Raw genomic sequence first — 25,104 nt, forward strand, 5'->3', positions numbered from 1 at the left:
TCACACGTCCGCCGCGGACCGAGCCCGCTCGGGGTCTGCGGCGTCGTGCATCGCGAGATGCGACTTCGAGTCGAGACGGATCAGGTCCGCGGCTCGCTCCCCGACCATGAGAACAGTAACGACCGGGTTCACCGACGGCACTGTCGGAAAGACCGACGCATCGGCAATGCGCAGTCCTTCGATGCCCCGCACGCGGAGTTCCGGGTCGACCACGGCGAGCGGATCCGAGGGTGCGCCGATCCGGCAGGTACCGCTGACGTGGTACACGGTTTGGTGGTTCGCCCGCTGAACGGCGCTGAGCTCTTCGTCGGACTGCACCTCAGCACCGGGGAAGACCTCGCGCGCGATCCAGCGGCGGAAGGGCTCTTGCTCGGCGATCGCACGCGCGGCCCTGACGCCGGCGATGAGCATCCGTTCGTCGTGGCCGTCGTCGTCGGTGAAGTACCGGTAGTCGATGACGGGTGCTTCGTCGATGTCCGCCGAGGAAATCGTTACCCGTCCTCGGCTGTGCGGCTTCGCCACGTTCGGTGCGATCGCGACGATGGCCTCGGGGAACTCGACGCCCAGGGCCCGTGGATGGTCGACGACGGGCTGCACGGGGAAGTGCATCATTACGTCGGGACGCTGCGGACCGCCCTCGTGCAGTCGCAGCATCGCGCCGGCGTCCCATCCGCTCGCGCTCACCGAGGGCGGGACCTGGGTCGCCTCCCACACGACGAGCCCCTCGGCGTGGTCCTGCAGGTTCTCGCCGACGCCCGGGAGTTCCACTACGACTGGCACTCCGGCGTCGTCGAGGACTCGGCGGGGGCCGATGCCGGAGAGGAGCAGGAGGCGCGGTGTGTCGATTGCGCCGCATGCGAGCACGATCTCCCGTCGGGCGCGTGCGGTGCGCAGCGTCCCGGCCTCATCGCGGTACTCGACGCCCACGGCGCGACCGTCGTCGAACAGGACCCGGGTGGCTCGGACCCCGGTGATGACGTGGAGGTTCTGCCGCACGTCCAGCACCGGGTGCAGGTACGCGATTGACGTGGAGCCGCGAACGTTGGTCGCAGGGTCGTAGCCGAGCTCGAAGAAGCCGGTCCCTCGGGCATCCACGTCGGTGCGTCCGTCGTTCCAGCGGTCTTGCACGGGCAGGCCGAGTGCTGCCGCGGCCGCGGCGACGACGTCGGCGACGAAGGGATTGCGGTCCTCGGGCGCGACGGGGTGGATTGGGACGGCGAGCCGGTCGAAGTACGGCTGGACGGTGTCGGCGTCCCATCCTGCCGCGCCGGCAGCGACCCACTCGTCGAGGTCCGCGCGGAGGGGCCGCCAGGAGATCATCGTGTTCGTCGTGGAGCAGCCGCCGAGCAGTCGTGTCCGGGTCTGCCGGATGCGTGAGTTCCCTCGTTCCTGCGGCGTGCTGCGGTAGTCGAGGTCGTACTCGCTCTCGACCATCTCCGCCCAGCGGCGCAGGTACCGAGCGCGGTCCTCGCCTCGGTCGTCGGGTCCCCACTCGAGAACCCCGACGGTCACTGCCGGGTCTTCGGACAGGCGGGCCGCGACGACGCCGCCGGCGGTGCCCCCGCCGACCACCAGGTAGTCGAACAGGTCTGCGTCGTCGGTCATCGGTCGTCCGTCCGGGTGGTCTCGGCTGCGTCGATCGGCGTCGGCTGCGGGGAGAGCGTCGGCCGGCGGCGTCGCTCTGCGAGGTAGCCGACAACAGCGAGCAGGCACACGGCGACGAGGGTCCCGATCGTGAACAGTTCGAAGGTCGTCCGATCGACGCCCCAGGTGTCAAGGAAGTCGTAGTGGATGCCGAACACGGTCTCGAGCGTGCCCGGGAAGACGGCGACCCACGATCCGAGGAGCACCCACAAGAAGATGACGACGGTGCAGGTGACCAGGCCCGCCGCGCCGCCCGGGACTCGGAACGGGCGCTCGACCGACGGGAACTTCAGGCGGAGCGCCACGGCGGCGGGGAAGATCACCAGGTATGACACGAGCAAGGTTGACACCGCGACGGTCAGCACGACGGTGAACACCGCACTCGTGCTGCCGTGCAGGAGCAGCGTCGCCGCGATGCAGAAGGCGGTCGAGACGATGCCCGAGAGGACGTTCATCCGAACGGGCGTGCCGAGCCGGTCGGAGAAGCGACCGAAGTACCGGAAGAACGCCCGCTCGGCCGCGGCCGCCGCCTGTACGCGGTCGGACGCGACCATCCAGGCGCTGGCCTGGGTGAGGACGACGAACACGAACACGAGTGCGGCGATGACCCGGAGCGCCGGGGCCGCGGGTCCGTAGACGTCGAATACCAGGCTGGCGGCGTCCAGGAAGCCGGACGCGCCCTCGATCTTGGCGCTCGGCAGGACCGTGAGGATGGCGAAGACAGGGACGAGGTACGCGAGCGCAGCGATGGCGCCCGAGGCCGCGACGGCGCGGGGGACGTCGCGCTGCGGATCGCGCATCTCACCCCCGGCGCCGTTGGGCGCCTCGAAGCCGACCACGGCGAACAGGACGATCGGGGTGACGGCGAGGAAGCCGCCGAGCGTCGGCGCGAACGCTCCGGCGGCGGCGCCGTGCAGGCCGTGTTGCGCGGCGTACGCGGCGACGGTGACGACCACGAGGACGACGAGTGCGAGCTTGGCGATCGCACCGATTGCGATGACGACCTTCCCACGCTGCAGACTGATCACCGCGATGCCGATCGCTATCCAGATGAAGCAGATCTTGAACACCAGGTCGCCGGCGCTTCCTGCTGCCGACCGTGTGACGTACCCGTTCCACGTCTCGGCGGCGATGAACGCGAGGGAGCCACCCATCCAGATCGGGTTCGTGACCCAGTAGAGCATCGACGTGATCGCGCCGGCGAACCGGCCGAAGGCCATCCGGACCCATAGGTACGGGCCCCCTTCTCCTGGGAAAGCGCTCCCCAGCTCGGCGGTCACCATCCCGTAGGGCAGCAGGAACGTGACGACGATGACCAGCGTCCAGGTGAACGCCTCGGCTCCGCCGGACGCGGCGATCTGCGCGATCGTGTCGATGCTGATGATGGCTCCGACGGCGAGCAGGACGATGTCCGCCCGTCCGAGCGTCCTGCGGAGCGCACCGTGCTCGAGCATCTGGGTCGATCCCGGGCTGCCCATCAGCTGTGCTTGATCCACGTCGTCTTGAGTGCGGTGAACTTGTCGAGTGCGTGCGCGGACAGGTCGCGCCCGAAGCCGGACTGACCGAAGCCACCGAACGGCACACCGACGTCGATGGCGTCCACCGTGTTCACCGAGACCGTGCCGGCCCGCAGCCGTGGTGCGATGCGGTGGACCCGCGAGAGCCGGTCGGACCAGACGGACGCGGCGAGTCCGTACACGGAGTCGTTGGCCAGGGCGATCGCCTCGTCCTCGTTGTCGAACGGCATCACCGCGAGCACGGGCCCGAAGATCTCCTCGGTGGCGATGACGGCGCCCGGTGCGACGTCCGAGAAGATCGTCGGCGCGACGAACGCGTCACTGGTTGCTCCGGCGACGATCCCGTCGCCGTGCACGAGCGTCGCCTCTCCCCTGCCGGTCTCGATGTAGGCGCGAACACGCTCCGCCTGACGGCGGCTGACGAGCGGCCCCATGCTGGTGGCCGGGTCGAGCGGATCGCCGACGGCGATGGTCGATGCCCTCGTGACGACGCGCGCGAGGAGGTCGTCGTGGATGCTGCGCTCGACGAGCAGTCGGGAGTTGGCGGAGCAGACCTGCCCCTGGTTGGTGAAGATGCCGGCGATGACGCCGTCGGCCGCGGCATCGAGGTCGGCGGTGTCGGCGAAGACCAGGTTGGCGCTCTTGCCGCCGCACTCCGGCCATACCTGCTTGAGGTTTGACTGCCCCGCGTACTGCAGGAACAGCTTGCCGACCGGCGTTGAGCCGGTGAAGGCCACGACGTCGACGTCGGGGTGCACCCCGAGTGCGCGCCCTGCCACCGGGCCGGCTCCCGGAACGACGTTGAGCACGCCATCTGGCAGGCCAGCCTCGGTAGCGAGCTCGGCGAGCCGCAGCACCGAGAGCGGCGACTCCTCGGCCGGCTTCAGCACCACGGAGTTGCCGGATGCCAGGGCGGGTGCGAGCTTCCACATCGCCATCTCGAGCGGGTAGTTCCACGGGACCACGGCGGCAACGACACCGAGCGGTTCTCGCCGCACCAGGGCGAGTTCACCTTCGCCGGTCGGAGCGACCTCGTCCGGGACTTTGTCGACGAGGTCTGCGTACCAGCGCAGGATGGCGGCGGTCCCCGGGACGTCGATAGCGGTGGTGTCAGCGATGGTTTTCCCGGCGTCTACCGTGTCGAGGAGTGCCAGCTCGTCGGTGTGCTCGAGGATCAGGTCGGCGAGCCGTCTGAGCGTCGCTTGCCGTTCCCGCGGTGCGCGTCGGGACCACCGTCCGTCCTCGAAGGAGCGGCGGGCGGCTCGGACGGCGAGGTCGATGTCCGCCGCCCCGCACTCCGCCACCTCGGCGAGGACTGCGCCGGTCGCCGGGTTCATGGTGTCCCGGCGCTGCCCGTCGACACTTGCAACGGCTCGACCGTCGATCCAGGCATCCCGCCTGATCCGCAGCGCCGCAGCCGCCGTTGTCCAGTACTGTACGTCGTCGCGTGCGGGTAGCGCCACGGTGGTCATTCAGCGACCTCCACGGTCCTCGGGATCACGGTGCCTTCAGCAGCGGGGACGGGGTGCCTCGCCGCGCTCCGCCGCATCAGGAGGTAGTAGAGCGGGCAGATGACGGCGAGTCCGACGATCCAGGAGATGTCGACGCCGTGGAGTGCGGTCGCGACCGGTCCCGTGTAGAACGCGGTGGCGACGAAGGGGATCTGGACGGCGATGCCGACGAGGTAGCAGACGACCGCGTTGACGTTGACCCGGCCGTAGACGCCACCGTCCCTGCGGAACAGTGAGGCGATGTCGTACTCACCGTGGCGGAGCAGGTAGTAGTCGACCAGGTTCACCGCGGTCCACGGGATGAGAACGCACAGCAGCAGCACCATGAAGTTGCTGAGGTTGACGAGGAAGTTGTCCGCGAACGCGAGGCCGAGCACCAGAGCGATCCCGAAGAGCACCAGCGCGATCACCGCGCGGGCTCCGGCACGTGGGTGCCACCGAGGAAACAACGTTTGGCCGATCGTGATGACGGAGAGGCTGCCGCAGTACAGGTTCATGGAGTTGCTGATGCTGATGCCGACGCCAAACACCAGGATCGCGATCCCGCTGATCCCCGAAGTCAGAGCCGTCAGGCCGGCAGCCGTGTCGAGCTTCGGCATCGCGGCGCCCACGATGGCACCGAGAGCCATCGCGAGGAAGGACCCGGCGACAGCACCCGAGAAGGTCGCCCAGAACGCCGCGCGGGTGCCCGTCTCCTTCGGCATGTAGCGCGAATAGTCGGAGACGTACGGCGCGTAGGCGATCTGCCACAGCGCGGCCAGCGAGACCGTCGCCATGAACCCGGCCGGCGTCACGGAGCCGCCGGTGAACGTCCCCGCGGGCAGACCCTGGACAGCGAACATCCAAACGAAGACGAGCAGGAGCGCGCCACCTGCGACGAAGCTCATCACGGTCCCGAACACGTGCAGCAGCCGATACCCGAAGATCGCCCCAGCCACACTGACCAGTCCGATGACGACGGTGGAGATGCCGCCGCCGATATGAACAAGAGAGTTCAGCGCCTGCCCGCCGAGCACGATGTTCGACGAAAAGAACGCCACGTACATGCCGACGACGATGACCACGACGAGGAGGCTGCCGAACGACCCGAACTGCGCTCGCGTCTGGAGCATCTGCGGCACGCCCATCTGCGGCCCCTGCGCGGCGTGCAGCGCCATGACCACTCCGCCGAGCACGTTGCCGACGGCCATCGCCAGGAGCGCCGCCCAGACCGGAAGCCCGTAGACGACGGTGGCGAGCAGGCCGGTCGCGATCGTCAGCATCATAATCTGGCCGCCGAACCAGATCGTGAACAAGTTGCGGGCCTTCCCGTGACGCTCCGTCTCGGGGATGTAGTCGATCGTGTGCGACTCGACGCCGAGCGCGTCGGTGCGGAGTTCAGTAGCCATGCGGGCCTCCTCGGATAAACGGTGACCGAATCACCGTGGGGAGAAGCATCACGTGACTGGACCGCATCTCGCGAATGACGTTAGATGATGCAAGGCATCACCAAGGGAGATGCAGTCGCAAGGGAGATCATCCCGACACAAGTTCGTAACACACGCGAAACGGAGGTCCTTCGGATGGGCCGGAAACCTGACGTCACCCTGATGCAGCTGCGGTACTTCGTCGAGGCTGCCAACTGCCTCTCGATGACCGGCGCAGCACAGCAGCTGCTCGTTGCACAGTCGGCGATCTCCGCGGCGATCGCGCACCTCGAGGCGCAGATCGGAGCACAGCTATTCATTCGGCAACGCGCCCGAGGTCTGGCGCTCACCGCAGCTGGACAGCAGCTCCTGGGCGATGCCCGCGCGCTCATCCTGAACCTCGAGGAGGCGCTGGACACAGCACGCGGCATCGACAACCAGGTCCGCGGCTCGATCCGGATCGGGTGTTTCGTCACCCTCGCTCCGTTCGTGCTGCCTGCGATCGTGACGCGCGTCCGCGAGTCCCACCCGTACCTCGAGATCGAGGTCGACGAGGTCGATGCGGAAGGCGCTCGCGACGCGCTCCGGTCCGGCCGCGTCGAGCTCGTGATCGGCTACGACTTCCCGATGGGCCCGGACATCCGCACGACCGTGCTGCGTGACGTCCCGCCCCACGTGCTGCTCGCGGCAGACCACCCCCTCGCCGCCAAGCCGCAGGTCTTCCTGCGTGAGCTGTCCCGTGACCCAATGATCCTGCTCGACCTGCCACAGAGCCGTGACTACTTCATCGGCATCCTGGCCTCCGTCGGGCTGCAGCCCCAGATCCGACACCGGTCGATGAGCTACGAAACCGTCCGGGCCTTCGTCGCACACGGCCACGGGTTCTCGATCCTCAATCAGCATCCGCGCCACGATCAGACCTACGACGGCGCCCGGGTGGTCGCTCGGCCTATCGCCGACGACATCCCGTCGCTCTCGGTCGTCCTGGCCGCCATGCGTGCGACGCGGACGACCGCACGCGCTCGGGCGTTCTCGGAGGTCGCGGCAGAGGTCGTGACGGAGGCGCTCGCCACCCATTGATTTCGGTTGTGTTTCACGGAAGATCATCATCGTGTTTGCTGATGCAGTCAATGACCTTCTTCGATTTGACCGATTCATCGGATGACGGTCACGCTGATCCGCAACGGAACGAACCAGTTCCGAGTGGAGGTGGACATGTCCGACCGAGCAACCGAGGTCGTCGTGGTCGGCGCCGGCCAGGCCGGCGTGGCGATGAGCGAGCACCTGACGAAACGAGGAGTGCCCCACGTGGTCCTCGAGCGGAGCCGAGTCGCCGAGCGCTGGCGGACTGGACGCTGGGACTCCCTCGTCGCCAACGGGCCGGCCTGGCACGACCGCTTCCCGGGTATGGAGTTCGACATCGACCCGGACGGGTTCGCCACGAAGGACGAGGTCGCCGACTACTTCGACCGGTACGTCGAGCGGTTCGCACTGCCCGTCCGGTGCGGCGTCGAGGTCCACTCGGTACGCAAGCTCGTCGGGCGTCCCGGCTACCGGGTGGAGACGTCCGACGGTGCGTACGACGCCCGCTACGTCGTGGCGGCGACCGGCGCGTTCCAGACTCCGGTCGTCCCACCGGTCGTCCCCGCCACGGCGCCCGTCGAGCAGCTGCACTCGAACGCGTACCGCAACCCGGCGCAGCTGCCGGCCGGAGCGGTGCTGGTGGTCGGCGCCGGCTCGTCCGGCGTGCAGATCGCAGCCGAGTTGCGAGCCGCCGGCCGCGACGTCCTGCTGTCGGTCGGGCCGCACGACCGGCCACCGCGCGCCTACCGTGGGCGCGACTTCGTCTGGTGGCTCGGTGTCCTCGATAAGTGGGAGGCGGCCACGCCTCCGTCCGGCGCAGAACACGTGACCATCGCCGTGAGCGGCGCCGGCGGCGGCCACACCGTCGACTTCCGCGACCTGGCGGCGAGCGGCATCACCCTCGTCGGCCGGACCCGGACCTACGAGGGCGGCGTCGTGCGGTTCGCGCCGGACCTCCGCGAAAACATCACTCGGGGTGACGAGAACCACCTATCACTCCTGGCCGAGGCCGACGCGTACGTCGCTCGCAACGGTATCGACCTGCCCGAGGAGCCCGGGGCGCACGTCCTCGGCCCGCTGCCGGATGCGGCGGAGCACCCGCTCCTCGAACTCGACCTCGTCGCCGCAGGTGTGACCTCGATCGTGTGGGCGACCGGGTACTCGTCCGACTACGGCTGGTTGCCCGCCGACGCCACCGACGACGACGGCAGGCCCCGACACCAGCGCGGGGTCTCGACCGAACCCGGGATCTACTTCCTCGGGCTCCCCTGGCAGTCCCGCCGGGGATCCAGCTTCATCTGGGGCGTCTGGCACGATGCGGGGTACCTCGCGGACCACATCGACATCCAGCGCGCGTACGCGGCCCACTCGTCCCTCGTCCACCTCGAGCCCGCCGTCGCGGGGACCGGAGCAGAACGTTGACCGTCCACACCCGCATCCGTCCGTTCAACACGAAGGACACGTACCCGGAGCAGAACCTCGACAACGACCTTTGCCAGGCAGTCGTCGCGAACGGGGTCGTCTACATCCGGGGCCAGATCGGACAGGACCTCGACACCCGAGACTCGGTGGGGGTCGGCGACGTCGAGGCGCAGACCGAGCAGGCGATGGCGAACATCGACATGCTCGTCCGGGAGGCCGGCGGATCGCTCGAGCACATAGTGAAAGTCACCGTCTACCTCGTCGACGTCCGCTACCGGGAGACGGTGTACCGGACCATAGGCAAGTGGTTGCAGGGCGTCTTCCCGGTGTCCACCGGCATCGTCGTCCACTCGCTCGCCCGTCCCGAGTGGCTCGTCGAGATCGACGCCACCGCGGTTCTGCCGTGACGTTTTCGCTCGCCGTCCGCGATCCCGCCACCGGTGCGTTTGGATCGGTCATCTGCTCGTCGTCCCCCGCCGTCGCCGCCCGGTGCGTGCACCTGCGTGACTGCGTCGGTGCCGTGCACTCGCAGAACATTACGGACCCGCGGCTCGGCCGCCGACTGCTCGACGTCATGGAGGGCGGCTCGTCGGCCCTGCACGCCGTCGACCGCATCGTCGCGACGGACGCAACAGCGCAGTTCCGGCAGCTCGTCGCCGTCGACGCTCTCGGTCGCACCGCCGTCCACTCGGGTGAGCACGCGCTCGGTATCGTCGCATCGCATGAGGGCGTCGCCGCCGCGGCCGCGGGGAACATGCTCGCGAGCCCGGACGTCCCCGAGCGCATGGTCGAGGAGTGGGCTCGGGCGACCGGTTCCGTCGAGGAGCGGCTCCTCGCGGCGTTCGCTGCCGCTGTGGCCGCGGGCGGCGAGGCAGGCCCCGTGCACAGCGCTGGGCTCAGCGTGGTGAGCGGACACGGATGGCGCACCACGGACCTCCGGGTCGACTGGAGCGACGACCCGCTCACCGACCTCCGTGCGCTCCTCGCGGTGTGGCTCCCGCAGCGGGACGATTACGTCGTCCGCGCTGAGGACCCTGCCCGCTCCACCGGGTACGGAGTCCCCGGTGACGGCCGCTGACGTGGAGCGGGCAAAACGTGAACTCCGCGAGACCACGGCTCGCGGTCACGGAAAGCTCGTGGCACTCGCTGACCGCATCCACGCACACCCGGAGGTGGCCTGGGAAGAGCACCGCGCTGCCGCCTGGGTCGCTGGTGCGGTCGACGACGCCGGGTTCACGGCGACGGTCGGCGCGTTCGGGCTCGAGACCGCCGTGCACGCCACGGCGGGTTCCGGGAGTCGTCGCGTCGCGTTCGTCGCGGAGTACGACGCGCTGCCCGGCCTCGGTCACGCGTGCGGCCATAACCTCATCGCAGCGTCCTCGGTCGGTGCCGCGGTCGCCCTCGCCCGGGTCGCCGACGAGCTCGACCTCACCGTCGAGCTCTACGGCACCCCCGCAGAAGAGGGAGGCGGCGGCAAAATCGAGATGCTCGACCGAGGCGCCTTCGACGACATCGACCTGGCGATGATGGCGCACCCCGCCCCCGTCGACGTCGCCGAGGCGCGCCCCTTCGCCGTCACCCACTCGCACATCGCGTACGACGGGGTGAGCGCGCACGCCGGGGCCTACCCAGACCAGGGAGTAAACGCCAACGACGCCTTCGTGGTGGCGCAGGTCGCCATCGGCCTGCTCCGCCAACAGCTCACCCAGGGCACGCGTGTGCACGGCATCCAGACCGTGGGCGGTGCGGCCCCGAACGCCATCCCCGACCGTACCGAGGGGCGCTGGTACGTCCGGGCGGAGACCCTCGCCGACCTGCTCGAGGTCGAGGAGCGCGTGCTGCGGTGCTTCGAAGCGGGCGCCCTCGCCACGGGAGCAGCACTCACCGTGACACCCGAGAGCAAGCCCTACTCGGAGTTCCGGACCGCCGACGCGGCCCTCGAGGCCTACGTCGCCAACGCGACGGCACTCGGTCGCCGGTTCACCAGTGGCGACACCGCATCACGGATGAACCGCGCATCGACCGACATGGGCAACGTCTCCCAGCGGGTCCCGTCCATCCACCCCTACGTCGGACTGGAGGCACGCGGCGCGTCGAACCACCAGCCCGAGTTCGCCGCGGCGTGCGTCGGCCCGAGTGCCGAACGCCTGGTCCTCGACGCCGCGACGGCGCTCGCTTGGACTGCCGTCGACCACTTCACCCACTGACCCCCGATCGCCGGAGGACCCGATGCCCGACCTGATCATCAACGATGCGAACGCCTACCTCGGGGACGGCGTGTGGCAACGAACCTCGGTCCTCGTCCGGGACGGGATCATCGCTGCCGTCGGTGATCGAGACGACCTCGACGCTCGAGCATCCCCGGACGTCGAGGTCCGCAATGCGGGGGGCGCTTCGGTCATCCCCGGCGTGCACGACACGCACGTCCACCCCCCGTTCGCCGGCGCAGCCTTGCTCGGCATCGACCTCAGCCCTGTCCACGACGCCGACGCCTACGCCCGGATCATCCGCGAGTACGCAGCCGCCCATCCTGACGAACCCGTCCTCGTCGGCTCCGGATGGTACGGGGACTGCTACGACGGCGGGTTCCCGACGCGGTGGGCCCTCGACGAGATCGTGCCCGACCGGCCCGTGATCCTCACCGGTCACGACGGCCACGGCGCCTGGGTCAACAGTCGCGCGATCGAAGCCGCCGGGATCCCCGAGGACATCGTGGACCCCTCCGGGGGGCGCTTCGTCCGGACCGCCGACGGTGTGCTCACCGGAGTGCTCCTCGACACCGCGACCGCCGCCATCAACGGGATCCGCCCCGAACAACCCGACGACCACCTCGAGGCCGCGATCCTCGCGGCCCAGACGCACCTGCACAGCGCCGGCATCACGACTTGGCACGACGCCGCCGTCGGCAAGAGCGAGCTCGGACCCGACACCTTCGATGCCTACATGGCACTCGAACGACGCGGGGAGCTGACCGCCAAGGTCGTCCTCTGCCAGTGGTGGGACCGTCACCGAGGGCTGGAGCAGCTCGAGGAGCTCCGCGACCGACGAGACCGGGCCGCGTCCACTGAACACATCCGCGCGAACACGGTCAAGATCATGCAGGACGGCATGATCGAGAACCGCACGGCAGCGATGCTGGAGCCGTACACCACGCACCCGGACCACCGAGGGGACTCGTTCATCGAACCCGAGGAACTCAACCGGATCGTCACGGCGCTCGACGCCGAGGGATTCCAGGTGCACATTCACGCCGTCGGCGACCGCGCCGTCCGGGAGGGGCTCGATGCGATCGAGTCCGCTCGCGGGACGAACGGCGCGGCGGACGGGCGTCACCAGATCACTCACCTCGACGTCGTCGACCCGGCGGACACCACGCGGTTCGCCGCACTCGGCGTGACGGTGAACGCGCAGCTGCTGTGGGGACGGACGGACACCGAGATCGTCGAGCGCAAGCTCCCGCTCATCGGCGACGAGCGCGCGCAACACCACTTCCCCTACGGCAGCCTGCACCGCGCCGGCGCCCGGATCGCTGCGGGTAGTGACTGGCCCGTCTCCGATCCGAACCCCTTCTGGGCGATGCACACCGGGACGACCCGCCTCGCCCCGGCGTCCGACCCCCACGCGACAGGACCCGCGCTGGTCAAACCACTCCTGGCGGACGAAGCGCTCCCCTTCGCCGTCGCGCTGGACGCGTTCACCGGCACGGCCGCCTGGGTCGGTCATCTCGACGAGGTCACGGGACGGATCGCTCCGGGCTTCGCAGCCGACCTCGTCCTGCTCGACCGCGACGTCTCGAACGGGCACGGGCTCGACTCCGTGCAGGTCGTCGAGACCCTGGCGGATGGTCGGACGGTGTCCCGTCGGCTGTGAGCGGACGCACCGTCCGCAGCGACAGGACGACGAAGAGGGCGCCGCCCTCCTCGTCGTCCTGTCGCCCGCGATTCACATCGCGACCATGGAGAAGACCGCGGCAGTCATCGCGACGACCTCGCCGAGTCCGAACGCGAGACGCCTCGGATGTCCGGTGCAGGACCGGCCTGACCGTGCCTCCTGGATGACGGCGACGGTCACGACCGCACTCAGCGCGACGTAGCCGACGACGGCGACGACGACGACCGCCTCGGTCGCGCTGGTGTGGACGTGACCGGTCATCGTGCCGACGTGATCGCCGCCGATGAGCACAGCGCCGGCCATGACCACGGCGCTGATCCCCCGGTGCAGCCCCATTGGGTGCACGGCTCCACGCCGAGCACCGAGCGCGACCGGCGCACTCGCCAGCAATGCCACCGCGACCAGGAGCACGACCCGCATGTCCTGTCCGAGCGGCGACGACACGGCGACCATGGCTGCCAGCATCACCCCCGCAGCGACCAGGCTTCGGCGGGCCGGACGGGTTCCGACGACGCAGCAGGCGGACAAGGCCGACGAGATCAGCCCCGAGGCGTCGATCGCGGTCATCGTCATCACGCGCAGCCGCACCCCGCACCGCAGACGTGACCTCCGTCTGCACGGCACGATTCGGCAGACACGACCGGGACGTCGAGCGTCGGGTTCCTGTCGAAGAAGCCGTGCGGCTTCATGACGAAGCCGGTGTGGTCGACGGGCATGATCGGCCAGTCCTCGAGCCGCGGGAAGTGCGTGAGCCCGAAGGTGTGCCAGACCACGACGTCCTCACCGTCGACCTCCCGGTCCGCGGCCGCATACGAGGGGAGGCCGGCACCACCAGGGTGCTGGTTCACCGTGTAGCCGGCTGCCCACAGCTCGTCAGGCTGGTAACGCGTCACCCAGAGATGGTGTGCGGCGAAACCGGCCCGCTTGCGCGCCGGAGCGTCGATGTGGTTGAGCAGCGCCGCGTTGCCTTCGGGGTAGAGCACGTAGCTCGTCGGCTCGCCTACCCGGTTCTTCCGGTCAACGCTGCTGATGCTCCAGACCCGTCCGACGGTGCCGTCGGCATCGCGCTGCGCATCGGCTTCACGCCGCAGACGGGTGCGGGAGCGCCCAATCGCGTTGCCCCACGGGTTCGAGTCGTCCATCGGGACGCGCGCCACGTCGAGCTCGTCGACCGCATTGCGCTCACCGTCCACCATCATGTCCAGGCGCGCACAGAACAGGTGCTGGTGGACCGGGGCGCCCAGACCGGGCGCGAGCTGCGTCGCGTACGGGTAGTCGCTGCCATCGTGCCCACCCGTGAACACGATCCCGGTTGCCTTCGCCTCAACCTCGAACGTGCCGTCCAGGTAGAAGTAGAAGTAGAAGCCGTAGTCGTAGTTGCCGACCGTCGTGAAGAACGACACGACGAGTCGCCGCTGCCGGCGGGACTCCGACGTGTGGGTGAACTCGTCGGTGTGCTTCCAGAGGATGCCGTAGTCCTCCTCGTGGATGCACACGGCGTTCTTGATTGTCCTCGGGCGACCGAAGTCATCGGCGACCACGGCGTCGAGGTAGGTGATGTCGCCGACGCAGTCGCAGCCGAGCTCGAGCGAGTTCGCAGTGCGGCCGAACTGGTACTCCCCCGCGTCGAAGTAGTTCTGCCAGCCGTGCGTGGGCGTCGGGTCGGCGTAGTTCACGACCATCTCGGAGATCGAGGCGCGGTAGATGACGGGGCGCAGTTCACCGTGGTCGCGGAAGCCGATCTCGTGCAACGTCAGCCCTTCGCGTCCGTTGAACCCGACGCGGAGATCCCAGTTCTCCCACTGCAGCCGGTTGCCGTCGAGCGTGAAGCTCACGCCCTCGGGCTGAGTGATGGCGATGGGCTTGAGCGTCGCCCGCGTCGGCCCGCTGACCGCGGGGTCGAGGTAGTCGCCCGACTCCATCGGGATGTGCTCGAACCCGGTCTCGACGACCCGCAGCACCGTGCCGCTGATCACGTCGACGTGCGCCACGACACCGTCGATGGGGTGCGCCCAGGGCAGGTCTGCATCGTCGAGCTGCAGGAACGCGAGCACCCGGAGGACCCGTCGACCGACCTCGCCGTCGTAGCCGAAGACCCCGGCGCTCAAGGCACAGGTGCGGACCTGCGTGACGTCGGTGACGCCGCGACGGGTCATTGCCTCGACCCAGCGCTCGTCTGCCTTGACCAGGTCGTCGACCAACTGGAACTCTTCGTCGAGCACCGGTGCCGTGCCCTCGACGCGGGAGTCGATCTCTCGGTTGAGCACGACGACTCCGTCGGTCACGTCGGTGACGGTCTCTCGGAGCGCCCCGGTCGAGATGTCGAGGAGCAACGCCTCGACGTGGCGGTGCAGGCTCGCGTGACGAGCGACGTCGAGCACGTCCCGCTTGGCCGGCTCACGGAGCATGACGTACGCGAATCGTGTCGTCGCGGAGGCGAGGCCGCCCTGGTGCAGCACCGATCGTGCTCGGTCGATCTCGGCTGCCGTCAAGGGAGCGGTGGGGTGCCGGCCGGTCTCCGGCGCTGCTGGTGTCGTCACTGGGCCTCCAGGCTTGTGGCGGACTTCTTTCGTTGACTTTAGAGTCAAAATCATTTCGTCGGTGTTTCGGGCGGCGCGGCGGGTGCGACAGGATGGTGCGATGCCGAAGATCGTCGATCACGACCGCCGCCGCGAGGAGATCGTCGAGGCGTACCTCCACGTGCTCGGGGAACGGGGCGTCTCGGGCACGAACGGCCGGACGGTGGCGCAGGCACTCGGTGTCGTGCCTGGCACCATCTGGCACTACTTCGACTCAGTGGAGCAGATCGCCGAGGCCGCGGCTCGCCGGGGCGTGCAGCGGACCCTCGACCGCATCGCGACTCGGCTGCACCACCGCAGCGGCCTCGCCGCCCTCGTCGCGATCGCCGAGGAAATCCTGCCCGTCGACGACGTCACCCGTACCGAAGCACGGGTCGTCGTGGCGTTCTGGGGGCAGGTCACGCCCGACGCACAGGAGCGCAGAGCACTCGGCCGGGTGCGGGAGTTCACCGAACTGACTCGGACTGCCCTCGAACAGGCCGTCGACGCCGGGGACCTGCAGCCGTCGACGCCGATACGGGCACTCGTCCGTCAGGTCGACTCGGTGTACGCCGGCGAGCAGGTCATCCTGGCCGCGGACACCGGTTCGGGATCTGCAGCGGACGTGCGCGCGGTCTTCGCGATGGCCGTGGCTCCCTGGTTGACGCAACCCCTCCGCTCCGAGACTGCTCACGAACTCATCAGATGGTGCTCAAATGCCGTGGCTCAGCCGCCTACGTTCCACTGAGCTCTCTCCGCGAGAGAACGCAGGCGCTTGGCGCATGGCTTTCACGGCACGAGCCGATGGCTGGCTCTTATGTCAGATTGTCGATTTCTTATGCACCTGCCTTTGCGTAGCCGACCAAGTGGCTGGGGCGAGCGAGAGAACCGCAGCTGACTGCCGACAACCAGGGGCAGCTCAGCCGGGCGACGACCCGAGGCCGGCGATGATGACCCCGATCGCGAAGTCGCGCCGGTCGTGCTCAGAGGGACCGACGAGTGCGCGGGCGGCGTGCGCCACGCGGGGGAAGCGCTCGGGGTCCATCGAGCGGTAGGCCTGTTCGACGCTGTCCCGGTCCTGCACGTCGCCGGGCGCACCGCGGAGTGTCCGTTCGGTGGCGGTCGCGGCCACGAACTGCGAGATCAGGTCGATCGCGAGGGCAGCCCGTGACTCCGGGACGCCACCGCGGCCCATGAGTGCGAGCTCGTGGTCGGCGAGGCGGAGCGCTCCGGGCAGGGTCGGGATCGAGCCGAGCGCCACCGCGCCGAGCCCCGGATGGTCGGCGAGGGCCTCGATGGTGTTGACGATCGTGGCCGCGAGCGCGCTCCGCCAGTCGTCGTCGACGGCGTCGACGAGGACGACCTCGCCGTAAACCTCGTCCAGCACGTGCTCGAGGAGGACGTCGCGGTTCGCGAAGTACGCGTAGAGCGACGCTGCGCCGGTCTCCACCTGCTGCGCGACGTCACGGAGCGAGACCGCGTCGACTCCTCGCTCGCGGATGAGCCGTGCCGTCGCGAGGACGATGGAACGACGCGAGAGCGGGGACTTCGCCGGCCGTGCCCGCCGGGACACGGGCTCGCGTGCGGCTGGCATGCCGAGGACGTTACCACTTGACACGAGCAGGGTTTGTGACGAACACTGTTCGCGAACGTTGTTCGTTAAGGAGGCGAGATGTCGGTTCTGGTGGTCGGCGCGAGTGGAGCCGTCGGTGGCGCGGTCGTGGAGGGACTCGTGGGTCAGGGGGTCGACGTCCGCGCCGCGAGCAGGAGGCCCGAGCGGTTGCAGTTGCCGTCGCAGGTGTCCGCCGTGGCGGCTGATCTGCGGGATCCGGAGTCCTTCCGTGCCCCACTGGACGGGGTCGAGCGACTGTTCCTCTACGCGGACGTCGACGAGCCGGAGGGACTCGTGGCGACGATCGCCGCTGCCGGGGTCCGCCACGTGGTGCTGCTGTCGTCGTCCGCGGTGACGTTCCCCGGCGCCGAGACCGACTTCAACGGCGCCCGCTTCCTCCGGGTGGAGCGTGCGGTCGCCGGGGCGGGCCTCGAGTACACGTTCCTGCGTCCCGGCGGGTTCGCGAGCAACGCGGCCCGGTGGAGCTGGGGGGTCCAGCGCGACGGTCTCGTGCCGCTGCCCCATCCGGACGCCGTGCAGGTCCCCGTCCACGAGCAGGACATCGCCGACGTCGCCGTGGCGGCACTGACCGGTGATGCCCTGCTCGGTCGTGCACCGGTGCTGACCGGCCCGGAGCGGCTCACGCTCCGACAGCAGGTCGCGATCATCGCGGACGTCGTCGGACGACCCGTCCGGGTCCTCGAGCAGACGGAGGCCGAGGCGTCTGCGATGCTGTCCGAGCACGTGCCCGCCGTGTGGGTCGAACAGATCATCGCGGACTGGCGGAGAGCGGTCGGGACGACACCGGCGGTCTCCGACGAGTACCGGGCGATCACCGGACGGTCGCCACGGACCTTCCGCCAGTGGGTCGTGGACCACGCCCGACTCTTCACCGCGGCCGCGCGCTGACGTCGTCCTCGTCCTGACCCGACGCCGCGTGACCCGTGCTCTCGACGGTACGCTCAGCGGTGGCTGCGACCCCTTCTTCCCCACAGCCCAGGAGGCACGAGTCGATGTTCGGCAGGGTCCCGATGCTCCCGGCGGTCGTCCCGATGGCCGTCGTCCTGTTCGCGCTCCTGCTCTGGGGGCTCCACCGTCGCGGACGGCTCACACCGGCACGGGGCGCCGTCGCGGCAGCAGCGGCCCTCTACTCCGGCGGTGTCGCCGCGAACACGGTGTTCCCGATCTTCCTGGCGTGGCCGCGCTCCGACGGTCCCGATCCGCTCCCGCTCAACCTGGTGCCGGTCGTCGGGTACGAGGTCGGCGACGCGGTGACCAACGCACTGGTGTTCGTGCCGCTGGGGATCCTCGTCTCGCTGATGCTCGCGCGGCCGACCTGGGCACGCACGATCGCCGTCACGGCGGGGATCAGCGCTGCCGTCGAGGTGACGCAGTTCCTCACGGCGCGGTTCGCGCACGGCGGGCACATCGCCGACGTCAACGACCTGGCCTCGAACGTCCTCGGGGGTGCGGTCGGCTCTGCGGTGTACGCGCTGGCGATGCAACGACCGGCTCTCGCTCGCGTCGTCGAACGGTTCCGGTGGCACCGCGAGGTGACGGCGTGACGCCCACGTCGCCGAGCGGTGGCGGGTCCGCTGCCGCCCGTCCCCGCGTCGCCGTCATCGGCCCGGGCGCGATCGGGACGACGATCGCGGCCGTGCTCCACGCCCGTGGGTCGACGCCGGTGCTCGCGGGTCGCTCCGCGCGTGCGGAACTCCGGTTCGTCGGTGGGGACGGACCCGTCATGGTCCCCGGGCCGGTGCTGACCGACACGTCGTCGGTCGTCGCCCCGGTCGACGTGGTGTTCCTCGCGGTCAAGGCGACCCAGACGGCCGAGGCACGCGAGTGGTTGCGGGCGCTCTGCACGCCGGAGACCATCGTGTGCGTGCTGCAGAACGGGATCGAGCAGGCCGACTCGGTCCGGCCGTTCGTCCCCACGAGCACGGTCCTGCCCGCGGTCGTCTGGTTCCCTGCCGTCCGCGAGGAGGACGACTCGGTGCGACTGCTCGGTCCGGCCCGGCTGACCCTGCCTGCGGGCCCCGCGGCCGAGCTCGTCGCGAACCTGCTGGACGGGGACCGCTGTTCGGTCGAGCTGGTCGCGGACTTCTCCACCGTCGCCTGGCGGAAGCTCCTGCAGAACGCAGCCGCCGGGCTGATGGCGCTCATGACGCGCCGCTCCGGCGTCTTCCGACGGCCGGACGTCCAGGTCCTCGCACTCCGGTACCTGCGCGAGGGGCTCGAGGTCGCGCGAGCCGACGGCGCCGAGCTCGCCGACGACGTCCCCGACCAGATCCTGGCCGGCTTCCGCACGGCCCCGGAGGACCACGGCACCTCCATCCTCACCGACCGCGAGGCCGGCCGGCCCCTCGAGTGGGACGTCCGCAACGGCGTAGTCCAGCGAAAGGGGCGAGCACTCGGAGTGCCCACGCCCATCAGCGACGTGATCGTGCCCCTCCTCGCAGCTGCGAGTGACGGCCCCGGGTAGCACCCTGCACGCCCTGCTATCCCTCGTCCTCGGACGGGTTGCTGGATCCGAAACTAGCGTCCTCAGCGGACCCGCGAAGCGCTTGCGACAGTTCCGCTTCCGTCGGGAGCGCCGCTTGCACGGACGGTGGCAGGAGGTCGTAGCTGGCGACGCCGATTGGTGTCTGCTGCCCGGCAAGTGAGTACCGCACCACAGCGTCGTTCTTGTCCGCGACGAGGAGCAGCCCGACGGTGTCGGCGTGCTGGGGCCGGCGGAGTTTGTCATCGACGAGGGCCACGTAGAAGCCGAGCTGGCCGAGGTATTCGGGCTTGAACTTCCCCGTCTTGAGTTCGATCACCACGTAACGGAGTTGCTCGACGTGGAAGAACAGCAGGTCGACGTAGAATTCGTCGCCGTCAACATCGAAGTTCACCTGCCGGCCAACGAACGCGAACCCCTCCCCGAGCTCGCGGAGGGTGTCAATTATGCGGTCCACGAGGGCCTGCTCGAGGTGGCGTTCCTTTGCGTCCCCGTCGAGGGCGAGGAAGTCCAGCACGTACGGGTCCTTCGTGATCTGCTGCGCCAGATCTGACTCCCCCGGTGGGAAGACGTCGGCGAAGTTCGTCGGCGCCGCCTGCAGCCTCGTGTGCGCTGCGGAGCGGATCTGGTGCTCGAGCACGTTTCGCGACCAACCGTGTGCAGCCGCCTGGCCGGCGTACCAGTCGCGGAGCTTGTGGTCATCGAGCCGGTCAAGCAGGACCGTGATGTGTCCCCACGGGAGTTGTCCAACAGCCTGTTGGACAACTGCGTCCGCCGTCCACTCCCCCGCGAATCGGCGCATGTAGAACAGGTTCGCGCGGGAGAACCCTTTCATCTCCGGAAACTCTGCACGCAGATCCGTCGCGAGACGACCGATGACGTTACTGCCCCACCCCTCATCACCCTGGCGCTGCAGGATGATCGCGCCGATCCCCCAGTAGAGACGGACGAGCTCCGTGTTCACGCGGCGCTGCGCGGTGAACCGGGCGGCGCGAACCTGCTGCTTCAGTTCGGTAAGAGCGGCGGCATACCCGGATACGGCTGGCGACGAGTCAGACATCACTACTCAGTCTGCCCGACCACCATGCGGGAAGAACCCGACCACCATGCGGGAAGAAGGAGCAACAAAGCGCTCTCCGGGATCTGCTATGCCAGGGTGGATCTGATCCCCAGAGCGAAAGGCGGCCTCCTTATGGCGCAGAAAGTCACTACGCACCTCGTCGACGACCTCACCGGCGACACCATCGAAGAAGGCAAGGGCCGCACCGTCGCCTTCGGATTCGACGGCACCCACTATGAAATCGACCTCACCGACGACAACGCCGACGCACTCCGCGAAGCGTTGTCCGACTACGTCGCAGCAGCCCGAAAGGTCAGTGGCCGCTCCGGTCGTACCAGCGCCGGCAACGGTCCGAAGCGCGGCAACTCGGAGGATCTCGCGAGGATCCGCGAATGGGCGAACGCGAACGGCCACGAGGTGTCCAGTCGCGGACGCATCAGCCAGGCCGTACGAGACGCCTACGACGCCGCACACTGACAGAGCTCCCGGCACAGAACGGCCGATCACCCGCGGGTGGTCGGCTGTTCTAGTTCGTGCCGATAGGGCGCTCTTATGTCAGTCCATCAAACGGTGAAAGCTTGTCCGCAGAGGACGCAGTGAATCGGCATGGAAGCATCTTCGGGTACCTTGACCGGCTCCCAGGGGTGGCACGGCGGAGCAACCATGGCCATGTCGTCGGGCTCCACCAACGGGTCCGGCTCGGCCGGCCCGTCTGCCTTGCCGCGTTTGAATGTCAGGCCACTGTTCTTGCTGAATTTAAGTTCTTGCTCGAGCGCGTCAGCGATTATTCCCGGAGCTACTGCTGCGACGACAGCTTCTTGGTGCAAGATCTGCTCCTGAGTAAACCACTGGTCAGGCCCCGCGGCCCGACCAGGGTGGCCGAGGCTAGGACGTCGGCGGGCATCAGGCCGATTAACCCCCTCAGGCGTGATCAGCGAACCACTGCCGGGCTCGTCGTTGCACCTGCGGGGCATTGGGGTGTGCGTAGAAGGCGAGGTGTGTGCCGTCTTTCATCACAACGAGGGTGCTGTCAGGGATCGTGTTGTGTGCGTCGAGGCTGTATTGCGGGATGGCGTCGGTGTCGGCGTCGCCGTGAATGAGGAGCACTGGGCACCAGATGCGGTCGAGCTCGAGGGAATCGATCGCCCTGTAGTTGGCGACGTCGTTGTCCCATCCGGCTCGACGCGGTCCGCTCCAACTCATGGTGCGTGCTACCTCCAAGACCGCACGCCGCTGGTCCGGGGCCGCCATGACGCTCCTGGTGAGCGCCTGGAGGTCATCACCTCGGACAGAGCCCTCACCGGCAAGGGCCCCACCGACGATCTGCGCGGGGGCGAGGCGGCTGAGGAGGCGAACCATCCAGTTGCCAACCCTGGTTCCGAAGAGGAACGCATCGGACGGCGAGTATTGCGGAGCGGTCCACCGGCCACTGACGGCCGCGACCTGGACGAGACACGTTACGCGATTGGGGTGTCGGACGGCGAGACGGTAGGCGGAGGGCCCCCCACCCGACCACGCGAACACTCCGGCGCGATCAATGGCGAGGGCATCGAGCACGGCCGCGAGGAGGTCAGCTTCATGATCGATCGATGTGCCATCAGGGGGCAGCGGCGTGTTGAGGTACCCCGGCCGGGACAGAGCGATGGTCCGGAAGCGTTCCGCGGGCAGGAACCTGCCCATCATCCGTGCGCCGTCCACCCCGCCGGGACTGCCGTGGAGGACCAACACTGGCACGCCCTCGCCGTGTTCTTCGATCTCGACGGGTCCAAGCGCCGTGGAGACCGTTTCGGGGGAGCGGCTCACGCCAGGATCCCTGCGCGGAGGTCGTCGAGGTAGGCGCCGACCGCGCCCATCTCACCGGCGTCGGAGATGAGCGCGACATAGCCGTCCGGGCGGATGAGCACGAGCGTGCCGTCCGTCGCGCCGTATGCCGCAGCGAGGGACCCGTCGCTGTCGTCCACATCGATCACGGTGACGCCGTCGACGGCCCCCAAAGGTGCGCCGCCGAAGGGCAAGAGCGTCCAGGTCCCACCCGCCGTGAGTTCGAACAGCCGATGCACGGAACCGTCCCTCGCGGTGAGTCCAGTCGCGTCGGGGGCACGATCCCCGGCGCGAAGGACCCCCTGCCCGTTCCGGTCGTCGCGAGCGAGTGGGGAATCGCGGTAGGAGATGTCGAGCTGGATCGTGCTGCTGTCCCGGCTGGCGGGCAGGGCTTTGTCGCGGATCACGGCATTCATCCGACGGTTGGACATCGACAGCACACGTTCCGCGACCGGCCGGCGCTCCGCTTCGTACGTTGCGAGCAGGTTCGCGCTGGCACCGGCTTCGACCGCCGTGAGCTTCCAGCCGAGGTTCGTTGCATCCTGGATCCCAGTGTTCATTCCCTGACCACCAGCCGGCGGGTGGATGTGTGCAGCGTCCCCAGCAAGGAAGACCCTACCGTGGCGGTAGCGCTCTGCCAGCCGTGTGTTCGCCAGCCATACCGACGTCCAGGGAGCATCGACAATTCGTACATCGCCGCGGCCGGATACACGGTCGAGGACGGCTTGGAGGTTCTGGACACTGAGGTCCGGTTCGACGCCGGGCTCGATGCCGGCCTGGAACTGGAAAAGGTCCGTCGACGGCAGCGGACACAGCGAGGCCATCTCTCCCTCTGACCGCCACATGTACCAGGAGCCACGATCAAGCCCGTCGACCCTCACGTCCGCCACCAGCATGCGGACGTCGTCGCGGGTCTCCCCGACGAAGGCGATACCGGACTGCTTCCGAATCACGCTGTGTCCGCCGTCACAGCCGATGAGCCAACGCGCCCGGATAGTTCCGGTGCCTCCCCCGCTGGAGACCGTCGCGATGATGCCGTCGCTCTGCTCGGCGCACGAGTCGAACGTCGTCCCGAAACGCACCGTGTGTCCGAGTCCCCCGAGCAGGTCGCGCAAAGCTCCTTCGACACGCCACTCCGGCGTGATCACGCTCGCTGGGTAGGGGATGTCGGATCGGCCGAGCAGCGATTGCGGAACCTCGTCGACGCGACTCGTCGAACCGTCCGGTGCGATCGCGAGCATCGGCATGACCTGGGCGTCCGAGAGGACCGCCTCCACAACCCCGAGATCCTCGAGGACCTCCAACGATCGAGGTTGCAAGCCCTTGCCCCTCGATCCGGCGTGCGGCCCCGGGGACGCCTCGATGATCTCGAAGAGCACGCCGCAGCGTGCGAGTTGGCACGCGAGCGTCAGACCGGTCGGCCCGGCACCGACGATGAGCACCGCGGTCGTTACTTCACCCATAGGAACTCCAGAGATAGTAAAAGCTATCTAATAAACGTAGTACGCCTTTGAGAAGGAAGTCAAAGCTTTCTAAACTGGCCGAATGGTTGAAGCGAACCCGGGCAAGCGCCGTCGGGGTACGGAGCTCGTCGATGCGATCCTCGAGGCAGCTTGGGTTGAGCTCGTGGAGGTCGGGTACGGGCGGTTGACGATGGACACCATCGCTCGCCGTGCACGGACGAGCGAACCGGTCCTTTACCGCCGATGGCCTAACAAGGATGCCCTGGTCGTCGCTGCGATCGAGCACCGTCGGGTGACGCACCCGGTTTCGGTCGAGGACACCGGCTCGCTCCGCGGCGACCTCGTGGCCGAGCTCACCGCGGCAGCATCCGCGCGGGCTGAGTTTTACGCAATCACGATGGCCGCGGCGTACGCGGGACTCACCGTCGCCGGAGTGAGGACCCCGAGCGAGGTGCGTGACCGCCTCATGGGTCCGCACCGATCGGGGCGCGATCGACCGCTCTACCAGCGTGCGTCGGATCGCGGTGAGATCGATCTCCGAGCTACCCCGGACATCGTGCTCGAGATGCCGTTTGCTCTCGTCCGACTGGACCTGCTGATGAACCTTGCACCCCCAAGTGCCGCGCGGGTCCAAGCAATCGTCGACGACTGCTTCATGCCGGCGATCGAGCACCACCGCCCGCACTGAGCTGCACAGATACGATCTGTCTCGATGCGCGCCGCAAGAGCGGATGAACGACCGAAGCGTTGTCGCCTTCGTTTGAGCTGGACTGCCTAGCCGGCGCCTTGGGAGGGGTGAGCGAACCGTCAGAATCGGGGTACGGGCGCGATCGACGCGGCTTTCGCTGCTCGAGACATCTCGTCGACGAGGATCTCTTGCTCGCCAGCGGCGATGGCGGCCAGTGCTGCGTCGGCAACCGAACGGGGGTCGAGCTTCGCGCCGGGGAAGTCGGCCATCATGTCGGTGTCGATGAATCCTGCGTGGATCGCGGTCACCTGCACGCGCTGCGACGCCAGTTCGGCTCGCGTGTTGTTGGTCAGCGACAGCGCTGCCGCTTTCGAGACCGCGTACGCCATGTTGCCCGGACCGGCGAGCCAGGAACCGGCCGACAGGACGTTGGCGATGACGCCGCTCCCGTGCGCGATCAAAGCTGGGGTGAAGGCGGCAGTCACGGCGAGCATGCCGAGCAGGTTTGTCCGCAGCATGGAGTCGACGACCTCGATCGCGTCGTCATCGAACAGCGTCGCCCGCCGATGAATACCCGCGTTGTTGATCACCATGGTCACATCCGAGAGCTCTCGGGCGAGTGTCACGACCTGGCCACGGTCGGTGACATCGAGACGCACCGGGGTGACGCCCGCCGGTTGAGGTGCCCGCGGATTGCGAGCGGCTGCATAGACCTTCGACGCTCCGAGCTCTACGAGCGCGCTCGCGAACGCTGCCCCGAGGCCGCGATTGGCGCCGGTCACGAGGACACGGTGATCGCTGTAGTAGTTCATGCTTGCTCCTTCGATCGGTGTCACCGACGCTCGCAGAGACCACTCACACCTCACTGACGTCACCCTGACACACGTCGCGAGCCATCGAGTCCCGGCACTTGACCAGGCTCAGG

General features: G+C 68.6%; 24 protein-coding genes. 12 read left to right on the forward strand and 12 right to left on the reverse strand.

Annotated elements, in window-relative coordinates:
- From ACIPKM_RS09550 to ACIPKM_RS09565, 4 genes are read right to left on the reverse strand one after another with little or no spacing between them, the layout of a single operon-like run.
- Complete coding sequence (locus ACIPKM_RS09550; protein WP_309887467.1) at nt 1-1,605, reverse strand: GMC family oxidoreductase N-terminal domain-containing protein; 1,605 nt, start codon at nt 1,603-1,605, stop codon at nt 1-3.
- Nucleotides 1,602-3,140, reverse strand: coding sequence for an APC family permease (locus tag ACIPKM_RS09555; RefSeq protein ID WP_309887465.1), 1,539 nt, complete (start codon nt 3,138-3,140; stop codon nt 1,602-1,604). Before ACIPKM_RS09555 ends, ACIPKM_RS09550 begins: the two co-directional genes overlap by 4 nt.
- Nucleotides 3,122-4,633, reverse strand: a complete 1,512-nt coding sequence (locus ACIPKM_RS09560; RefSeq protein ID WP_309887463.1) for an aldehyde dehydrogenase — start codon at nt 4,631-4,633, stop codon at nt 3,122-3,124. Before ACIPKM_RS09560 ends, ACIPKM_RS09555 begins: the two co-directional genes overlap by 19 nt.
- Complete coding sequence (locus ACIPKM_RS09565; protein ID WP_309887461.1) at nt 4,630-6,060, reverse strand: cytosine permease; 1,431 nt, start codon at nt 6,058-6,060, stop codon at nt 4,630-4,632. The genes ACIPKM_RS09560 and ACIPKM_RS09565 overlap by 4 nt, the downstream gene beginning before the upstream one ends.
- Nucleotides 6,061-6,234: 174 nt before the next feature.
- On the opposite strand from ACIPKM_RS09565, the gene ACIPKM_RS09570 reads away from it, so the two are divergent.
- The 6 genes from ACIPKM_RS09570 (at nt 6,235) to ACIPKM_RS09595 (ending at nt 12,453) form a co-directional block, all read left to right on the forward strand.
- Nucleotides 6,235-7,158: a LysR substrate-binding domain-containing protein gene (locus tag ACIPKM_RS09570; RefSeq protein WP_402736643.1), complete on the forward strand. Its 924-nt coding sequence runs from the start codon at nt 6,235-6,237 to the stop codon at nt 7,156-7,158.
- A 135-nt stretch (nt 7,159-7,293) separates the two neighbouring features.
- On the forward strand, nt 7,294-8,583 hold the full coding sequence (locus ACIPKM_RS09575; RefSeq protein WP_309887457.1) for an NAD(P)/FAD-dependent oxidoreductase: 1,290 nt from the start codon (nt 7,294-7,296) through the stop codon (nt 8,581-8,583).
- Entirely contained in the window at nt 8,580-8,990 is a 411-nt protein-coding gene (locus tag ACIPKM_RS09580) for a RidA family protein (RefSeq protein ID WP_309887455.1), read from the forward strand. Before ACIPKM_RS09575 ends, ACIPKM_RS09580 begins: the two co-directional genes overlap by 4 nt.
- Nucleotides 8,987-9,661, forward strand: a complete 675-nt coding sequence (locus ACIPKM_RS09585) for a DUF1028 domain-containing protein (protein ID WP_402736644.1) — start codon at nt 8,987-8,989, stop codon at nt 9,659-9,661. Before ACIPKM_RS09580 ends, ACIPKM_RS09585 begins: the two co-directional genes overlap by 4 nt.
- Before the next feature lie 58 nt (nt 9,662-9,719).
- The gene (locus ACIPKM_RS09590) at nt 9,720-10,790 is read left to right on the forward strand and encodes an amidohydrolase (protein ID WP_309887451.1); all 1,071 of its coding nucleotides are present in this window, start codon (nt 9,720-9,722) and stop codon (nt 10,788-10,790) included.
- Nucleotides 10,791-10,812: 22 nt separating this feature from the next.
- Nucleotides 10,813-12,453: an amidohydrolase gene (locus ACIPKM_RS09595; protein ID WP_402736645.1), complete on the forward strand. Its 1,641-nt coding sequence runs from the start codon at nt 10,813-10,815 to the stop codon at nt 12,451-12,453.
- A 72-nt stretch (nt 12,454-12,525) separates the two neighbouring features.
- Here the strand turns inward: ACIPKM_RS09595 and ACIPKM_RS09600 are convergent, their stop codons facing one another.
- Together ACIPKM_RS09600 and ACIPKM_RS09605 are read right to left on the reverse strand one after the other, a co-directional pair.
- Nucleotides 12,526-13,047 (reverse strand): hypothetical protein, encoded by a 522-nt coding sequence (locus tag ACIPKM_RS09600; RefSeq protein WP_309887447.1) that lies wholly within the window; start codon nt 13,045-13,047, stop codon nt 12,526-12,528.
- On the reverse strand, nt 13,047-15,014 hold the full coding sequence (locus ACIPKM_RS09605; protein WP_402736646.1) for a primary-amine oxidase: 1,968 nt from the start codon (nt 15,012-15,014) through the stop codon (nt 13,047-13,049). The genes ACIPKM_RS09600 and ACIPKM_RS09605 overlap by 1 nt, the downstream gene beginning before the upstream one ends.
- A 100-nt stretch (nt 15,015-15,114) precedes the next feature.
- Here ACIPKM_RS09605 and ACIPKM_RS09610 point away from each other — a divergent pair, with 100 nt between their 5' ends.
- Nucleotides 15,115-15,780 (forward strand): TetR/AcrR family transcriptional regulator, encoded by a 666-nt coding sequence (locus tag ACIPKM_RS09610; protein ID WP_309887442.1) that lies wholly within the window; start codon nt 15,115-15,117, stop codon nt 15,778-15,780.
- A gap of 171 nt (nt 15,781-15,951) precedes the next feature.
- Here ACIPKM_RS09610 and ACIPKM_RS09615 read toward each other — a convergent pair whose 3' ends face one another.
- Nucleotides 15,952-16,626, reverse strand: a complete 675-nt coding sequence (locus tag ACIPKM_RS09615; RefSeq protein WP_309887440.1) for a helix-turn-helix domain-containing protein — start codon at nt 16,624-16,626, stop codon at nt 15,952-15,954.
- A 78-nt stretch (nt 16,627-16,704) separates the two neighbouring features.
- Between ACIPKM_RS09615 and ACIPKM_RS09620 the strand changes: the two genes are divergently transcribed.
- From ACIPKM_RS09620 to ACIPKM_RS09630, 3 genes are all read left to right on the forward strand, one after another.
- Entirely contained in the window at nt 16,705-17,553 is an 849-nt protein-coding gene (locus ACIPKM_RS09620) for an NAD(P)H-binding protein (protein ID WP_309887438.1), read from the forward strand.
- Between the two features lie 104 nt (nt 17,554-17,657).
- Nucleotides 17,658-18,209, forward strand: a complete 552-nt coding sequence (locus ACIPKM_RS09625; protein WP_309887436.1) for a VanZ family protein — start codon at nt 17,658-17,660, stop codon at nt 18,207-18,209.
- Nucleotides 18,206-19,129 (forward strand): oxidoreductase, encoded by a 924-nt coding sequence (locus ACIPKM_RS09630; protein ID WP_309887434.1) that lies wholly within the window; start codon nt 18,206-18,208, stop codon nt 19,127-19,129. The genes ACIPKM_RS09625 and ACIPKM_RS09630 overlap by 4 nt, the downstream gene beginning before the upstream one ends.
- A 16-nt stretch (nt 19,130-19,145) precedes the next feature.
- Here the strand turns inward: ACIPKM_RS09630 and ACIPKM_RS09635 are convergent, their stop codons facing one another.
- Nucleotides 19,146-20,207 (reverse strand): YhcG family protein, encoded by a 1,062-nt coding sequence (locus ACIPKM_RS09635; RefSeq protein ID WP_402736647.1) that lies wholly within the window; start codon nt 20,205-20,207, stop codon nt 19,146-19,148.
- A gap of 132 nt (nt 20,208-20,339) precedes the next feature.
- Here ACIPKM_RS09635 and ACIPKM_RS09640 point away from each other — a divergent pair, with 132 nt between their 5' ends.
- A complete protein-coding gene (locus ACIPKM_RS09640) occupies nt 20,340-20,684 on the forward strand; it encodes an Lsr2 family protein (protein ID WP_309887661.1) in 345 nt (114 codons plus the stop codon).
- Between the two features lie 86 nt (nt 20,685-20,770).
- Here ACIPKM_RS09640 and ACIPKM_RS09645 read toward each other — a convergent pair whose 3' ends face one another.
- The 3 genes from ACIPKM_RS09645 to ACIPKM_RS09655 all read right to left on the reverse strand — a co-directional run bounded on the left by ACIPKM_RS09645 (nt 20,771) and on the right by ACIPKM_RS09655 (nt 23,491).
- The gene (locus tag ACIPKM_RS09645) at nt 20,771-21,034 is read right to left on the reverse strand and encodes a hypothetical protein (protein WP_402736648.1); all 264 of its coding nucleotides are present in this window, start codon (nt 21,032-21,034) and stop codon (nt 20,771-20,773) included.
- Nucleotides 21,035-21,128: 94 nt separating this feature from the next.
- Nucleotides 21,129-22,010 carry an alpha/beta hydrolase gene (locus ACIPKM_RS09650; RefSeq protein ID WP_309887430.1) on the reverse strand — a complete coding sequence of 294 codons (882 nt, stop codon included), beginning with the start codon at nt 22,008-22,010 and terminating at the stop codon, nt 21,129-21,131.
- Nucleotides 22,007-23,491 (reverse strand): FAD-dependent monooxygenase, encoded by a 1,485-nt coding sequence (locus ACIPKM_RS09655; protein WP_402736649.1) that lies wholly within the window; start codon nt 23,489-23,491, stop codon nt 22,007-22,009. The genes ACIPKM_RS09650 and ACIPKM_RS09655 overlap by 4 nt, the downstream gene beginning before the upstream one ends.
- 82 nt (nt 23,492-23,573) lie before the next feature.
- On the opposite strand from ACIPKM_RS09655, the gene ACIPKM_RS09660 reads away from it, so the two are divergent.
- Complete coding sequence (locus ACIPKM_RS09660) at nt 23,574-24,179, forward strand: TetR/AcrR family transcriptional regulator (protein ID WP_309887426.1); 606 nt, start codon at nt 23,574-23,576, stop codon at nt 24,177-24,179.
- A 119-nt stretch (nt 24,180-24,298) separates the two neighbouring features.
- Here ACIPKM_RS09660 and ACIPKM_RS09665 read toward each other — a convergent pair whose 3' ends face one another.
- Nucleotides 24,299-24,991 (reverse strand): SDR family NAD(P)-dependent oxidoreductase, encoded by a 693-nt coding sequence (locus ACIPKM_RS09665; RefSeq protein WP_309887424.1) that lies wholly within the window; start codon nt 24,989-24,991, stop codon nt 24,299-24,301.
- Nucleotides 24,992-25,104: the final 113 nt, after the last annotated feature.

The organism is Curtobacterium sp. NPDC086286 (genome assembly GCF_044746255.1).
Lineage (GTDB): Bacteria > Actinomycetota > Actinomycetes > Actinomycetales > Microbacteriaceae > Curtobacterium.

Bases quoted from the DNA above. Each gene is read 5' to 3' on its own strand.
- ACIPKM_RS09550 (WP_309887467.1), bottom strand. From the start codon at position 1,605: ATGACCGACGACGCAGACCTGTTCGACTACCTGGTGGTCGGCGGGGGC.
- ACIPKM_RS09560 (WP_309887463.1), bottom strand. From the start codon at position 4,633: ATGACCACCGTGGCGCTACCCGCACGCGACGACGTACAGTACTGGACA.
- ACIPKM_RS09565 (WP_309887461.1), bottom strand. From the start codon at position 6,060: ATGGCTACTGAACTCCGCACCGACGCGCTCGGCGTCGAGTCGCACACG.
- ACIPKM_RS09570 (WP_402736643.1), top strand. From the start codon at position 6,235: ATGGGCCGGAAACCTGACGTCACCCTGATGCAGCTGCGGTACTTCGTC.
- ACIPKM_RS09575 (WP_309887457.1), top strand. From the start codon at position 7,294: ATGTCCGACCGAGCAACCGAGGTCGTCGTGGTCGGCGCCGGCCAGGCC.
- ACIPKM_RS09595 (WP_402736645.1), top strand. From the start codon at position 10,813: ATGCCCGACCTGATCATCAACGATGCGAACGCCTACCTCGGGGACGGC.
- ACIPKM_RS09600 (WP_309887447.1), bottom strand. From the start codon at position 13,047: ATGACGATGACCGCGATCGACGCCTCGGGGCTGATCTCGTCGGCCTTG.
- ACIPKM_RS09610 (WP_309887442.1), top strand. From the start codon at position 15,115: ATGCCGAAGATCGTCGATCACGACCGCCGCCGCGAGGAGATCGTCGAG.
- ACIPKM_RS09615 (WP_309887440.1), bottom strand. From the start codon at position 16,626: ATGCCAGCCGCACGCGAGCCCGTGTCCCGGCGGGCACGGCCGGCGAAG.
- ACIPKM_RS09620 (WP_309887438.1), top strand. From the start codon at position 16,705: ATGTCGGTTCTGGTGGTCGGCGCGAGTGGAGCCGTCGGTGGCGCGGTC.
- ACIPKM_RS09625 (WP_309887436.1), top strand. From the start codon at position 17,658: ATGTTCGGCAGGGTCCCGATGCTCCCGGCGGTCGTCCCGATGGCCGTC.
- ACIPKM_RS09635 (WP_402736647.1), bottom strand. From the start codon at position 20,207: ATGTCTGACTCGTCGCCAGCCGTATCCGGGTATGCCGCCGCTCTTACC.
- ACIPKM_RS09640 (WP_309887661.1), top strand. From the start codon at position 20,340: ATGGCGCAGAAAGTCACTACGCACCTCGTCGACGACCTCACCGGCGAC.
- ACIPKM_RS09655 (WP_402736649.1), bottom strand. From the start codon at position 23,491: ATGGGTGAAGTAACGACCGCGGTGCTCATCGTCGGTGCCGGGCCGACC.
- ACIPKM_RS09660 (WP_309887426.1), top strand. From the start codon at position 23,574: ATGGTTGAAGCGAACCCGGGCAAGCGCCGTCGGGGTACGGAGCTCGTC.
- ACIPKM_RS09665 (WP_309887424.1), bottom strand. From the start codon at position 24,991: ATGAACTACTACAGCGATCACCGTGTCCTCGTGACCGGCGCCAATCGC.